This window comes from Mesorhizobium japonicum MAFF 303099, from assembly GCF_000009625.1.
Lineage (GTDB): Bacteria > Pseudomonadota > Alphaproteobacteria > Rhizobiales > Rhizobiaceae > Mesorhizobium > Mesorhizobium japonicum.
This window is the reverse complement of sequence record NC_002678.2, coordinates 2,481,432-2,495,133: the sequence shown is the minus strand read 5'-3', so window position 1 is coordinate 2,495,133 and position 13,702 is coordinate 2,481,432. Positions and strand designations below refer to the sequence as shown.

Here is a 13,702-nt window from a genome sequence, read left to right as displayed (position 1 = left end):
CCTGATCTGATGCATCGCCTGCTCTTGCTCGGCACCGGCTGGATCGCCGGACATCATATCGAAGAGTTCGCAAAGGTTCCTGGCTGCAGCATTGTCGCCTGTGTCGATCAACTGCCTGGCCGCGCGGCGGCGTTTGCCGCTGCCAACGAGATCGGCGCTTCCTTCGAGAGCCTTGAAGCGGCGATCGCCTGGGGCGATTTCGACGCCGCCATCAACGCCACTCCGGACGGAGTGCACAAGGCGACGACGCTGGCGCTGCTGGCTGCGGGAAAACATGTCTTTTGCGAAAAGCCGCTGGCACCGAACCATGCCGATGCGCTTGCCATGACCGAGGCCGCCGAGGCCGCCGGCCTCGTCAACATGGTCAATCTCACCTACCGCAATTCACCGGCGATCCAGGAAGCACGGCGTCTGGTGTTGGCGGGAGCGATCGGCGAATTGCGCCATGTCGAGGCGAGCTACAAGCAGAGCTGGCTGGTCAGCAAGTCCTGGGGTGACTGGCGCGTCGAGGACAAATGGCTGTGGCGATTGTCGACCCGGCACGGGTCGACCGGGGTTCTGGGCGATGTCGGCATCCATATCCTGGACTTCGCCACCTATGGCGCCGCCCAGGATATTGTCGGCCTGCACGCCGATCTGGTGACGTTCCCGAAGGCCGAAGGCAACCGGATCGGCGACTATGTGCTGGACGCCAATGACAGTGTGGCGATGACGGCACGGCTGGCATCCGGCGCGCTGGCGACGATCATGGCGAGCCGCTACACAACCGGCCATGGCAATGACCTGTCGCTGGCGCTGCATGGCACCAAGGGCGCGCTCAAGGTCGAAACCGATGGCAAGGCAGCGCGGCTGTCGGCGTGCCTGGGAGAGGACGTCGATGTTCAGCTCTGGCGAGAGCTGGCCCTGCCGGATGTCAAGCGCAACGCCCGGCGTTTTGTCGACGCGCTGGATGCCGGGCAGAATGGCGATCCGTCCTTCCGGCGTGCCGCCGACATGCAGAAGCTGATCGACGCTGCCTTCGAGAGTTCGGCGAGCAGGCTGCCGATCTCGATGGGCTGACATCTCACCTGGCCGGCTCCTGCCGGCCAGAACTGGCTTTCTGAATTTCCTAGAGTGCGCTCGGCACGATCCACGGATTGATGCTGATGCCAAGGCGCGGGCCTTTGCCTTCAGCGGTGTTTTCCGTGGTGCCCTTCTTCTCGACCGAGCCGGTTGAGGCGCAATCGAGCTTCACATGGGTCTTGGTGTCGACGCAGGCAGCGGCCGGCTGATGCTTGACCGGCTGGGTGGCGCTTGCGGCGAAGGCCGAACCGGAAAGTGCCAGCACGGCGGCGAGGGTGAGGAGTGTCTTTTTCATCGTCAGTCTCCGTTTTCGACGGGTGAATTCTTTCCGTACATGTACGGTGCTACGTACAAATACGTCCGCCAATCGCGAAGTTCAAGCCGAAATCGTACGCGTACGGTAGATTTTTGTTAACCAAGAAATTCGCCCCAGATTTGGCCGGGGGAAGGTAGCGAGGGGCATGTGAACGAAAAGGAGTTGGCGTTCAGGAGTTGACCGGTGTGTCGGTCAGCGGCGGCACCGTCTGCGTGCTGAGTGTGGCAAGCGTAAAATCGCACATACGTTTCACGAAAGCATTCGGGTCGCCGAAGGGGTAGAACGGAAAGGTGATCAGCAGCGAGATTGTGCCGTGGCCGACCGCCCACAGCATGGTGGCTATGGCGCGCGGATCGCCGTGCAATTTTCCGGCGGCGACGCAGGCCTCGACGCGGGTGATCAGCGCTTTCATCGCCGGGTTGGCTTCGTGCATTTCTTGAAAACTCTGGCCTTCCGGCGGCCTGGTCTTCTCGGTCATGAAGACGGTGCGGTACTCATTGGGATTGCCGAGGCCGAAGGCGGCATATTCGGTCATCACCGCCTGCAAGGCCTCGACCGGATCGTCGGACGGATGCTCTTCGATCCGGCGGGCAAGCGTTTCGAAAGCGTCTTCGGCCAGCGCGAACAGGATGTCCTGCTTGTCGGCAAAATAAGAATAGACCGACATCGGCGCATAGCCGACCCGCTTGGCCAGCTTGCGGATGGTCAGGCCCTCATAACCTTCTTCCTGGACGAGCTTATGCGCGGCCGCGACCAGCTCGGAACGCAGTTCGGCCTTCTGTTTTTCGCGGCGTTTCTGGACGCTCGGCGGCAAGCCCGTGCCTTTCGGTGGGTGACGGGGGTGGTTGTATCTGGCTAAATTATATACGCTGTACGGAAACGGACAAGGGCACGGGAAGTTCCCAAACGGCATGGTAGGATCGCGGCGGTCAGATGGCGCCGACGCCGCCGTCGACGGCCAGCGCATGGCCGGTCATGAAGGAGTTGGCCGGGTCGGCGGCGAACAGGATGGCGGTGGTGATTTCGTCGACTTCCGCCACGCGTTTCATCGGCACACCGCGTGTCAGTTCGGCCAACGCCTCTGCCTCCGGCGCACCGGAGGCGCGCACGAAACTGTCCACCATTGCCGTCCTGGTGTGAGCCGGACAGATGGCGTTGATGCGCACACCCTTGGTTGCATATTCGGCGGCCGCCGATTTGGTCAGCCCGACGACGCCATGCTTGGCGGCGGCATAAACCGAGAGTTTCGGCGCGCCGACCAGTCCGGCAACCGAGGCGATGTTGACGATGGCGCCGCCCTTGGCCGTAGCCCTGAACTGCCGCTCCATCTGCGGGATCTGGTGCTTCATGGCATAGAAGACGCCAAGCAGGTCGATCTCAAGCACGCGGCGCGCCTCGTCCGAAGGAACCTGCGGCAGGCGCACGAAACTCTGGACGATGCCGGCATTGTTGACGGTGACATCCAGCCGGCCGAATTTTTCGACCGCCAGCCTGACCAGATCCTCGGACAGTTTTTCGTCGGCTACGTTGCCGGCCAGGATCGCCGTTTCGGCCGGCAGCGTTGCGGCAAGATCGGCGAGCGCCTTTTCGTCGATGTCCGACAGCACCAGCCGCGCGCCCTCGCTGGCAAAGCCTTTCGCGGCACCCCGGCCGAGCCCCCCGGCGGCACCTGTGATCAGCACGGTTGCTCCGTCAAAGCGGCCCATTATGGCTCCCCGTCATGTCCGCGTGTCGATCAGTCTGGCGGCGAGGTGCGAAAGCAGTTTCACCGCCTCGCCATAGGTCCTGGCCTTTTCGGGATTGGAGGCATTGCCGTCCAGCGCGCGCTTGTAGACGCCCTGGCAGATCGCCGCCAAGCGGAAGAAGGAGAAGGCAAGGAAGAACGTCCAGTTGCCGATGCCGCCGAGCCCGCGCCGCCGGCAATAGGCAGCGACATAGTCTTCCTCGGAAGGCAGGCCGAGCGCGGCGCGGTCGATGCCGCCGAGGCCACGAAAGCCGGAAGCATGCGGCAGGCGCCATTGCATGCATTGATAGGCGATGTCGGCGAAGGGATGGCCCGATGTCGACAGTTCCCAGTCGAGCACCGCGATGACCTTTGGCTGGTCTGGCGCGAAGATCAGATTGTCCAGCCGGTAGTCGCCATGCACCAGCGATATCAGGCCATCATCGGCGGGCCGGTGCGTTTCCAGCCAGGCGATCAGTCGGTCCATGTCGGCAATGGCGCCGGTTTCCGAAGCACGATACTGGCTGGTCCAGCGTGCCAGCTGCCGTTCGAAATAGTTGCCTGGCCGGCCGAAATCGGAAAGACCCACCGCGTCGACGTCGACATCGTGCAGGGCCGCGAGCGTGCCGTTCATGGCGTCGTAGATGGCGGCGCGTTCATCGTTGTCACGTGCCTCGGGCAATGCCGGATCCCAGAAGATACGGCCGTCGAGGAAATCCATGACATAGAACATGCGGCCGATCGGCGAGTCCTCGGCCGACAGGTGCAGCATTTCGGGCACCGGAACGGCGTTGCCGGCAAGCGCCTTCATTACGCGGAATTCGCGGTCGACCTGATGCGCCGATTTCAGCAATTGCCCGGGTGGCTTGGCGCGCAGCACATAGCGACCGCTGGCCGCCGTGATGAGATAGGTCGGGTTGGACTGGCCGGATTTGAATTTTTCGATGGAAGCAAGCCCGGAAAACCCGGGGATTTCCGCCTCGAGGTAAGGCGCAAGCGCTGCCTGGTCGAGCGCGTTGGGGTCGTTCATGCGGTCTCGGGCTGGCGTTCGATCAGCGTCAGCGTCAGCCAGCGGGCAGTCAGGGCCGGTTTCTTCGAGCCCTCGATCTCGATCGTCACGTCGTGCGCCGTCTGCACCCAGCCCGAGGGTCTCACCTTGACATCGGCCAACACGAAACGGGTGCGGATGCGCGCGCCGGTCTTCACCGGGGCCAGGAAGCGCAGCGAATCGAAGCCGTGGTTGACGCCCATCTTGCTGTTTTCCAGCGGCGGCATGGTCTCGAAGGTCATTGCCGAGAGCAGCGACAGCGACAGGAAACCATGTGCGATGGTGCCGCCAAACGGCGTCTCGCGCTTGGCCCGCTCGGGATCGCAGTGGATGAACTGGTGGTCGTCGGTGGCGTCGGCGAACTGGTCGATCATGCGCTGCGTCACCACCCGCCACGGCGAAACGCCAACCTCCTTGCCGACACTGGCCAGAAGCACATCGAGACTGATCGGTTCCACGCTCATGTCCTCCAGTTCACCTCCGGCTTCTACGGCCGGAAAATGTCATTCCTTGAACAAGGTCAAGCCATGCTGCACCGACTGTCCGCCGTCTATCGGCAGGATGGCGCCGGTGACATAGCTGCCTGCACGGCTGCACAAATAGAGCGTTGCGCCGGCAATGTCATCCGGTGCGCCGATACGGCCGATCGGAACATGGCCGCCGACATGTTTGGCCTGTTCATCCGTACCCGTGGCAAAGGCCGTCATGCGGCTTTGGAAAGGGCCGGGGGCAAAGGCGTTGACGGTGATGCGGCGGGCGGCGAATTCGAGCGCGAGCGTGCGCGTCAGATGATGCACCGCGGCCTTGGAGGCCGTGTAGGAATAGGCGTCGTCGGCCAATGGCTGCGTCCCCATCACCGAACCCAGATTGATCACCCGGGCCGGATCGGCGTCGCTTGCCGCGGCTTCAAGCAGCGGCAGCAATTCGCGGGTCAGGTGGAAGACGGCTGTGACATTGACGCCGAGCACCTTGGCCCATGCCGAATAGGGAAAACTCTCCAGCGGCGCGCCCCAGGAAACGCCGGCATTGTTGATCAGGATGCCGAGTTTGCCGGTCCGCGCCTTGACCTCGGCGACGAGTGCCGCGATGCCGGCCTCGCTGGAGACGTCGCCGGCAAAGCCCTCGGCCCGGCCAGGGGCGCCGAGCCCGTTGAACGCATTGGCGACCTTGATGCAATCCTCGCCCTTGCGCGAAGCGATCATGACGCTGGCGCCGGCCTTGACCAGCGCTGCCGCCGCCATGCGGCCGATACCGGTCGCCGCGCCCGTCACCAGCGCGGTCTTGCCGGCCACCGAAAACAGCTCGTCCAGATAGGCCATTCCAATCCTCCGCGCCTTGCCCTGGGCAAAGAGTTCGCGTTGACAAGGCTATCCGAAGTACGGTCATCCTTGCCACGGGTAAATTGCCGGGCCTCTATGAAGGGTTAGCGACCGATGACGGAGATGAATCTCGGCATGACCGAGCGGCTGAAGCCGATCCACGCGCGCGTCGCGGCCATGGTACGTGACGAGATCATGCCGCTCGACAAGGAATTCCTGGGCGAGGTGGGCAAGGCGGGCGACCGCTGGGTGTACAGCCCACGCCAGAGTGAAATCCTCGAAGGGCTGAAGAAGACCGCCAGGGAGCGCGGTCTGTGGAATTTCTGGCTGACCGGCTCCGAACGCGGCTACGGCCTGTCCACCGTCGAATACGCCTATCTGGCGGAGGAGATGGGCAAGGCGCATCTCGGCGCCGAAACCTTCAACTGCTCGGCGCCCGACACCGGCAATATGGAGGTGCTGGAGCGTTACGGCTCGGCCGACCACAAGAAGGAGTGGCTCGAGCCGCTTTTGGATGGAAAAATCCGCTCGGCCTATCTGATGACCGAGCCTGATGTCGCCTCGTCCGACGCCACCAACATTGGGATGCGCTGCGAGCGGCAGGGCGACGATTATGTGCTCAATGGCGAGAAATGGTGGGCCTCGGGGGCCGGCGACCCGCGCTGCGCCATCTACATCGTCATGGTGCGGACCGGCGGCGACGGCGAGCCGCAGCACCGCCGCCATTCGATGATCCTGGTGCCTTCCGACACGAAAGGCGTGACCAAGCTCCGCGCCATGCAGGTTTACGGCGACGACGACGCGCCGCATGGCCATATGCACCTGCGCTTCGACAATGTGCGTGTGCCCGCCTCGAACCTGATCCTCGGCGAGGGCAGGGGGTTCGAGATCGCGCAAGGGCGGCTCGGTCCCGGCCGCATACATCACTGCATGCGCGCCATCGGTCAGGCCGAGATGGCGCTGGAGATGCTGTGCCAGCGCTCCGTGCGCCGTGAGGCCTTCGGCCAGAAGCTGGCCAAACTCGGCGCCAATTTCGACATCATCGCCGAATGCCGCATGGAGATCGAGATGGCCCGGCTGCTCTGCCTCAAGGCGGCGTGGATGATCGACCAGGGCGATGCGCGCGCCGCCGCGCCCTGGATCAGCCAGATCAAGGTCATCGCGCCGCGCGTCGCGTTGAGGATCACCGACGAGGCGGTGCAGATGTTCGGCGCGCAAGGCATCAGCCAGGACACGCCGCTGGCGCGGTCGTGGACGCATCTGAGGACATTGCGCCTCGCCGACGGGCCGGACGCCGTGCATCGCCGGCAGGTGGCGCGGACGGAGCTGAAGAAGTACACGCAGGAGAAGCTCTGAGCAGCCGCGGCTCTACCATGAGCCTTCTGTCGACAACCAAGGAGTGTCACCGATGACCATTCCCTCCGAAATGAAGGCGTTGCTCCTGGTCGGCGACGGCTACACCAAGACGCCGAGCGGCAGTGCGCTCGAGGCGATGGAGCCCTATCTCGAGCAGGGCCGCATCGCGGTGCCGGCGCCCGGACCGAGCCAGGTGCTGATCAAGGTCAACCTGGCCTCTATCAACCCATCCGATGTCGCCTTCATCAAGGGTCAGTACGGCCAGCCGCGCGTCAAGGGCCGGCCGGCCGGCTTCGAGGGGGTCGGCACGATCGTCGCCGGCGGTGACGAGCCCTATGCCAAGAGCCTCGTCGGTAAGCGCGTTGCTTTCGCCACCGGCCTCAGCAACTGGGGCTCGTGGGCTGAATATGCCGTCGCCGAAGCGGCGGCCTGCATTCCGCTGCTCGACACGGTGCGCGACGAAGACGGCGCTGCGATGATCGTCAATCCGCTTACCGCGATCGCCATGTTCGACATCGTCAAGCAGGAGGGCGAAAAGGCCTTCGTCATGACCGCCGGCGCCAGCCAGCTTTGCAAGCTGATCATCGGCCTGGCCAAGGAAGAAGGGTTCCGGCCTATCGTCACCGTGCGCCGCGATGAGCAGATCGCGCTGCTGAAGGACATTGGCGCTGCCCATGTGCTCAACGAGAAAGCGCCGGATTTCGAGGCCACGCTGCGCGAGGTGATGAAGGCGGAGCAACCGCGCATCTTCCTCGATGCGGTCACCGGGCCGCTGGCCTCGGCCATCTTCAATGCGATGCCGAAACGGGCGCGCTGGATCATCTACGGCCGGCTCGACCCGGATGCCACCGTCATCCGGGAGCCTGGCCAACTGATCTTCCAGCACAAGCACATTGAGGGTTTCTGGTTGAGCGAATGGATGCGGCAATTCAAAGAGCGGCGCGGTCCGGCGATCCTTGAAGCGCAGAAGCGTTTCTCCGACGGACGCTGGTCGACCGACGTGACGGCCGTCGTGCCGCTCGCCGAGGCTATCGCGTGGGTGCCGGCGGAACTCACCAAGCCCAACGGCAAGGTTTTCATCCGGCCTTGATGCTGTTCGAAGCGGCGCCGGAAGCCGAATACGAGGCTTTCGGAGCCTCTTTCCGACTAGGATGCCCGGGCGTCCAGCCATCCGCGGCGGCCCGCCGAGATCACAACCGCGTCCTTCAGCCCTCTATGCCTCGCCGCTTTGTCCGTGATATGCCGCCGCCATCGAATGCCGGGACAGTGCTGGACTGAGCCTGTTTCCGGATGTCGCGGGGTGTCTTGATGACGATGTCCAAGCCGGTTTTCGACCGTTTGGGATTTGGCCTGTGGATCGGGGCGTTCCTGATCGTTCTTGTCCTGGTCTTGTGGTCTCCCCACACGCGGACGGTCTGGCAAGCCTATGTAGACGGCAGTGAGGCGCTGCTGGCCCGCCAGCCGCTCTACAATACCCAGTCCGAGATGGGGTATCTCTACGCGCCAGCCTTTGCTGCGCTCTATGTTCCGTTTGTGAAGCTCGGCCCGCATCTGGGCGGCCTGGTCTGGCATGTTATCGGCTTCGCGGTGCTGACCTTTGCGGCGATGCGGCAGGTGCGCAAGCTCGGCGGCGAGGAATTGCCATGGCTGCTTTCCTTCGGGCTGTTCCTTGCCTTGCCCATGGCGCTGGGGGCGATCCGCAACGGCCAGGCGACGATCCTGTTGACCGGCGCCTGCTGGCTTCTCACCTTGTCGGCGCTTGAAGGACGGCGTGCCGAAACCTTCTTCTGGGCTTCGGTCGCCATCATCGCCAAGCCGACCGCGATCATCATGCTGTTGTTGGTCGGCGCCCTGCGCCTGCGGCTGATACCGGTGCTGGTGCTGGCGGTGCTGTTCGTGCTCGCCTTGCCCTACGCCTTCGTTCCCGCGAGCTATCTCAATGACCAGTATCGTGTTTTTGGCGGGATGTTGACCTCGATGGCTGTCGACAACACCAGCCATTTTGTTCCCACCGACTTCACGGCGCCCTTCACCAAAATCGGGCTGCCCATCCCGGAATTCGCCGCCACGATCGTTCGCATCGTCATGGCCCTGTTCACGCTTTCAGCCGTCATCTGGTTCGACCGCAAGCTCGAACGCGGAAGAGCTGGTCTCGCCATCTTCCTGACGGCCACCTTCTACATGTGCGTCTTCAACCCGCGCGTCGAGCCCAACACCTATGCCATGATCGCCGTGCCGGCCGGTCTCGCTATCGCCCTGTTGTGGCGCGAGGAACGAGGCGGTGTCCTGGCTTCGGTGCTGTCTGTGATGCTGTTCCTGACCGGATTGACGGGCGTCGAACGTCACATCCATGATTTCCTGTACCCCTGGTTCCGGCCAATCGCGGTCACCCTCATTGCCGGTTCCCTGATCTGGTGGTTCTGGGGCGAGGCGCGAGGCAAGGTGGCGCGAGACAAGGTGATGAAGGAAAGGCCTGTCGCAAATGGCTGAGTCGCGGCCTGTTCTCGATATCGTGGCGCCGTTCTTGAACGAGGCGCAATCGGCATCGGCCTTTGCCGCATTGCTCGACAAGCTCGAAGCCGAGGTGTCGCAGCGTTTCGACATGCAAGTCCACAAGATCCTGGTGGACGATGGCAGCCGCGACGACGGCGCCGAGCGGTTTTCACAGGCGCTGTCGGGTTCCTGGGAAATCGTGCGGCTCAGCCGCAATTTCGGCAAGGAGGTCGCGGTGCTCGCCGGCCTCGACCAGTCGCGCGGCGCAATGGCACTGGTCATGGACGCCGACCTCCAGCATTCGATGGACACCAGCCTGAAGATGATCGCCGAGCTGGTGGAAAATCCGGATATCGACGTCGTCTACGCACAGAATGACCGCCGCGAGGCCAGCTGGCGGCGCAGCCAGCTGGCGAAGCTGTTCTACAGCCTGATCAACAGCAGCCAGCGTTTCGACATTCCGGAAAATGCTGGCGACTTCCGCGTCATGCGCGGTGCGGTGGTGCGCGCGCTGACCAGCCTGCGCGACAAAAGGCGCTTCAACAAAGGCCTGTTCGCCTGGGCCGGCTTCCGCCAGAAAGCCATGCCCTATTCGCCGGAGAATCGTGTCACCGGCACGTCGAAATGGAGCCGGCTCAACCTGATCGCCTTCTCGCTGGAAGGGTTTACGTCCTTTTCCGTCATCCCGCTGCGCATCATCAGCCTGAGCGGGATGCTGGCGGCGTTGGCCGGCATGATCTACGGAGCCAAGGTGTTCTTCGAGGTGCTGTTCTACGGCATCGCCGTCCCCGGCTACCCCAGCCTCATGGTCGCCGTCGTCCTGCTCGGCGGCCTCAACCTCACCTTGCTCGGCCTAATCGGCGAATATGTCTGGGTCACGCTTTCTGAAAGCAAAGACCGGCCGGTGTATATCGTGCGCGATGTCGTGCGCGCCGACGTTTCGGACAGGCCGCCAGGCGCGTCCGGCGCATGAGGCGGCGCATCCGCCTGATCGCCGATGACTACGGCCTGGCGCCCGGCGTTTCCGCCGGAATTCTCGACCTGCTCGATCGCGGCCGCCTGACCGGCACCAGCTGCATGACCGGCTTTCCGGAATGGCCTGATGCCGCGGCGCGCATAAAGCCGCTGTGCGGCCGCGCGGCGGTCGGGCTGCACCTGACCCTGACGGATCAACCGGCTTTCACCGGCCCGTCGAGCCTGGCGCCGGAAGGCCGGCTGCCGCCGCTGCGTTTGCTGGCGCTGCCGGTGCTGCGCGGCAAAATTGACGAGCGGGATGTCCATGCCGAGCTCAGCGCGCAGTACAGCCGCTTCGTCGAGGCGCTTGGCCGCCAGCCTGACTTCATCGACGGGCATCAGCATGTGCATTTTCTGCCGGTCGTGCGCACATGGCTGCGGGGACAGTTTTCCGAAACCAGCGGCAGGCCGGCGCTGCGCGGCGCGCCTGCCTTGGGCAATGCCGCCGTGGCGCCGAAAGTCGCGGCGATCGCTGCCGTGGCCGCCGGCTTCAACCGCTCGATGACACGCGCCGGCTTCACCCTTTTCGCGCCGCTGACCGGCATCTATGACTGGCGGCAGCCCGAGAGATTTGCTCCAGTTCTGCAGGCCGCTGTCGAGACACTGCCAGAACGAGGCCTGTTCATGTGCCATCCCGGCCATGTCGACGAGACGCTGCGGGCGCGCGACCCGATGCAAGGCGTGCGTGAGGTGGAATACGCGGTGCTGGCCTCCGACGCGTTCGGTGCGAGCCTCGCCCGCGCCGGTGTCGAGATCATGGACGGCAAGGGATGAGCGGCGCCGACCAGCCCCGCCGTTCGACAGGCAGCAAGATCATCCGTTTTGCCATTGTCGGGCTGGCGAACACGGCCATCGACCTCGCCGGCTTTTTTCTGCTGCTCAAGTTGCATGTCCCGCCGCTGCCGGCCAATGTCATCTCATGGTCGATCGCCGTCATCTTCTCTTTCGTGGCCAACGGCTTCTGGTCGTTCGAGCGCAACCAGGCCATCCGGCTGCATGACGCTTTCCTGCGTTTCGTCTCGCTTGGGGCGTTGATTTCGCTCGGCGTCTCCAGCCTGTCGATCGCGCTTTTCGCCGGTATTGCCGGCGTGTGGCCGGCGAAGATCGGCGGTGTCATCGTGGCGGCGGTGTTGAACTTCCTTGCGGCGCGCTGGTCGATCGAAGGCCGGTTGCTGAAATAACGGCTACTGCGCCGGCTCCGCACCGACATAGGCGGCTTCCTCGAGCTCACACTGGAGGCGTGTTTCTTCATGGGTCTTCGCTGTGAGGAAGCGGCCAAGCAGGAGATAGGCGACCGGCGTCAGGAACAGTGTCGAGATGGTGGCCAGCCGAGTCTCGCCCGCACCAGCGGCAGGCCGCCGAGCACGGTGCAGATCATCGTCATCACCCGCCGGGCGCGCCCGGATGATCGAGGCCTGCTCGATCGCCTCGCGCACCCAACGTTGGATAGGCGCGATAGAGCAGGAACTCCAAATCCGCTACGCTAGCTAGCCGGTCTTGAGCATATCGATCAGGGCGCGCAGGCCGGCTGAGAGATACCGCCGGCTGGGGTAATAGAGAAACAAGCCATCGTCCGGGGCACACCAATCATCCAGGCAGCGGATTAGCGCGCCGCTTGCCAAGTGACGCATCACCCGGTTGTCCCAGACATAGGCAAGGCCACAGCCTTGTAGCGCGGCCTCGACCATCAGTTCCTGGTCATCGAGAGTGACGGGGCCATTGACTTCAACATCAACAGCCTCGCCATTCTTCTCAAACTGCCAGTTGTAGATAGCGCCGCTCGGATAGCGATACCGAATGCAAGCGTGTTCGCGCAGGTCGGCGGGCATGACTGGTGTCTTGCGCCCGGCAAGGTAATCGGGGGAGCCGACGACCGAGAAGCGCAGGGTCGGCTTGATGTGAACGGCGATCATGTCCTGCATCAGCCGCTCGCCAAAGCGGATACCAGCGTCGAAGCCGCCCTCGACGATGTCGACCAGCCTGTCCGTTGCCACAATGTCGAGGTGGAGGCCCGGATTCTGTTTGAGCAATGGTCCCATCACGTCATGCAGGACAAAGGGTGCGATCGAGTTGGGGACGTTGATCCGAACCGTGCCGAACGGCGTACCCCGGAAGGAATTGAGACTGTCGAGCGCTTTTTCGATCTGGCCAAAGGCGGGATGCAGCTCTGAGAGAAATCGTGCGCCCGCTTCGGTCAGCGATACGCTGCGTGTGGTGCGATGGAACAGCCGCACGCCGACGCGTTCCTCCAGGCTACGGATCGTGTGGCTGATCGCCGAAGCCGCCACGCCCCGCTCGACCGCGGCCTGCTTGAAGCTCCTGTGGCGGGCGACAGCCAGGAAGGTCGACAACTCGGCAAGCTCGGTTCCGTGCATGATGCAGTGTGCCCCAATTAATATCTTACATTCACTACTCTAGTTAAAATTCATCGACTAATCATCACTATCCGGACCGCTTAGATGACGAGGACCGGCAGATTGGGCCCATCAAATTGGCGCCCGGCCGGGCGAGGCATTCAACAGATGGAGGTCATCATGACCAAGACGCCGTTCAAGACACTTGAAGATAAGGTCGCACTCATTACAGGAGCGAGTTCCGGCATTGGCCGCGCCACCGCCGTTGAACTGGCGCGCCGTGGGGCAAAGGTGATTGCGAGCGCCCGGCGCGCTTTTGAAATTGAAACTCTCGTCGCCGACATCAAGAACGAAGGCTTTGAAGCCACCGCTGTGGTTGCCGACGTCAATGTCGAGCACAGCGTGATCGACCTGGTCGCCAAAACGATCTCGACCTACGGCCGGATCGACATCGCCTTCAACAATGCCGGCACCGAGGGCATGTTTTCGCCATTCGTCGACCAAACCAACGAAACCTATGACACCATCTTCAACGCCAACGTCCGCGGTGTCTTCTGGTCGATGAAGCACGAGGCGAAGGCGATGCTGGCCCAGGGGGGCGGCGCCATCATCAACAACGCCTCCATGGGGGGCGTGATCGGCTTCGCCAACGCAGGCCTCTACATCGCCAGCAAGCACGCTGTTCTCGGCCTGACGAAGACCGCGTCGATCGAACTGTTCAAGCAAGGCGTCCGCGTCAACGCCATCAATCCCGGCATCATCGACACGCCGTTCCAGGATCGCATCTGGCCGAGCGCCGAGGCAAAGGACGCCTTTGCCGCATCGACCGTACCAGGCCGGGCGGGGTCGCCCGAAGAGATGGCGGCAGTCGTGGCCTTCCTCGCCTCGGATGATGCTTCGTTCGTCTCCGGCCACGGCCTGCTTGCCGATGGCGGCTATTCGATCGCCTGATCGTGCCGACCGCAACTTGGCCCGGCCACGGCCTCGGTCCGCCGGCGCGCACCGCCCCGGCGGCCA

15 protein-coding genes and 1 pseudogene are annotated in these 13,702 nt (G+C 63.5%); 8 read left to right on the top strand and 8 right to left on the bottom strand.

Features of this window, described 5'->3' with window-relative positions:
* Positions 1-9 precede the first annotated feature (9 nt).
* A complete protein-coding gene (locus MAFF_RS13205) occupies positions 10-1,059 on the top strand; it encodes a Gfo/Idh/MocA family protein (RefSeq protein WP_010911418.1) in 1,050 nt (349 codons plus the stop codon).
* Positions 1,060-1,108: 49 nt separating this feature from the next.
* Here the strand turns inward: MAFF_RS13205 and MAFF_RS13200 are convergent, their stop codons facing one another.
* From MAFF_RS13200 to MAFF_RS13175, 6 genes are all read right to left on the bottom strand, one after another.
* Positions 1,109-1,357 carry a DUF680 domain-containing protein gene (locus MAFF_RS13200; RefSeq protein WP_010911417.1) on the bottom strand — a complete coding sequence of 83 codons (249 nt, stop codon included), beginning with the start codon at positions 1,355-1,357 and terminating at the stop codon, positions 1,109-1,111.
* A 190-nt stretch (positions 1,358-1,547) separates the two neighbouring features.
* Positions 1,548-2,192, bottom strand: a complete 645-nt coding sequence (locus MAFF_RS13195; protein ID WP_010911416.1) for a TetR/AcrR family transcriptional regulator — start codon at positions 2,190-2,192, stop codon at positions 1,548-1,550.
* A gap of 115 nt (positions 2,193-2,307) precedes the next feature.
* Positions 2,308-3,084, bottom strand: a complete 777-nt coding sequence (locus tag MAFF_RS13190) for an SDR family NAD(P)-dependent oxidoreductase (RefSeq protein ID WP_010911415.1) — start codon at positions 3,082-3,084, stop codon at positions 2,308-2,310.
* A gap of 12 nt (positions 3,085-3,096) precedes the next feature.
* Positions 3,097-4,131 (bottom strand): phosphotransferase family protein, encoded by a 1,035-nt coding sequence (locus tag MAFF_RS13185; protein ID WP_010911414.1) that lies wholly within the window; start codon positions 4,129-4,131, stop codon positions 3,097-3,099.
* The gene (locus MAFF_RS13180; RefSeq protein ID WP_010911413.1) at positions 4,128-4,613 is read right to left on the bottom strand and encodes a MaoC family dehydratase; all 486 of its coding nucleotides are present in this window, start codon (positions 4,611-4,613) and stop codon (positions 4,128-4,130) included. Before MAFF_RS13180 ends, MAFF_RS13185 begins: the two co-directional genes overlap by 4 nt.
* 39 nt (positions 4,614-4,652) lie before the next feature.
* Positions 4,653-5,468: an SDR family oxidoreductase gene (locus MAFF_RS13175; protein ID WP_010911412.1), complete on the bottom strand. Its 816-nt coding sequence runs from the start codon at positions 5,466-5,468 to the stop codon at positions 4,653-4,655.
* Between the two features lie 114 nt (positions 5,469-5,582).
* On the opposite strand from MAFF_RS13175, the gene MAFF_RS13170 reads away from it, so the two are divergent.
* The 6 genes from MAFF_RS13170 to MAFF_RS13145 all read left to right on the top strand — a co-directional run bounded on the left by MAFF_RS13170 (position 5,583) and on the right by MAFF_RS13145 (position 11,512).
* Positions 5,583-6,824 (top strand): acyl-CoA dehydrogenase, encoded by a 1,242-nt coding sequence (locus MAFF_RS13170; protein ID WP_032931613.1) that lies wholly within the window; start codon positions 5,583-5,585, stop codon positions 6,822-6,824.
* A gap of 52 nt (positions 6,825-6,876) precedes the next feature.
* A complete protein-coding gene (locus tag MAFF_RS13165) occupies positions 6,877-7,914 on the top strand; it encodes a zinc-binding dehydrogenase (protein WP_044548315.1) in 1,038 nt (345 codons plus the stop codon).
* 218 nt (positions 7,915-8,132) lie between these two features.
* Positions 8,133-9,314, top strand: coding sequence for a glycosyltransferase family 87 protein (locus MAFF_RS13160; protein WP_080512067.1), 1,182 nt, complete (start codon positions 8,133-8,135; stop codon positions 9,312-9,314).
* Positions 9,307-10,290 carry a glycosyltransferase family 2 protein gene (locus MAFF_RS13155; protein WP_010911407.1) on the top strand — a complete coding sequence of 328 codons (984 nt, stop codon included), beginning with the start codon at positions 9,307-9,309 and terminating at the stop codon, positions 10,288-10,290. Before MAFF_RS13160 ends, MAFF_RS13155 begins: the two co-directional genes overlap by 8 nt.
* On the top strand, positions 10,287-11,105 hold the full coding sequence (locus MAFF_RS13150; protein WP_010911406.1) for a ChbG/HpnK family deacetylase: 819 nt from the start codon (positions 10,287-10,289) through the stop codon (positions 11,103-11,105). The genes MAFF_RS13155 and MAFF_RS13150 overlap by 4 nt, the downstream gene beginning before the upstream one ends.
* Complete coding sequence (locus tag MAFF_RS13145; RefSeq protein WP_010911405.1) at positions 11,102-11,512, top strand: GtrA family protein; 411 nt, start codon at positions 11,102-11,104, stop codon at positions 11,510-11,512. Before MAFF_RS13150 ends, MAFF_RS13145 begins: the two co-directional genes overlap by 4 nt.
* 3 nt (positions 11,513-11,515) lie before the next feature.
* Here the strand turns inward: MAFF_RS13145 and MAFF_RS13140 are convergent.
* Positions 11,516-11,767 (bottom strand): annotated as a pseudogene (locus MAFF_RS13140) (hypothetical protein); the annotation flags it as partial.
* Between the two features lie 51 nt (positions 11,768-11,818).
* A complete protein-coding gene (locus tag MAFF_RS13135) occupies positions 11,819-12,706 on the bottom strand; it encodes a LysR family transcriptional regulator (protein WP_010911403.1) in 888 nt (295 codons plus the stop codon).
* A 159-nt stretch (positions 12,707-12,865) separates the two neighbouring features.
* Between MAFF_RS13135 and MAFF_RS13130 the strand changes: the two genes are divergently transcribed.
* A complete protein-coding gene (locus MAFF_RS13130; RefSeq protein WP_044550887.1) occupies positions 12,866-13,636 on the top strand; it encodes an SDR family NAD(P)-dependent oxidoreductase in 771 nt (256 codons plus the stop codon).
* Positions 13,637-13,702: the final 66 nt, after the last annotated feature.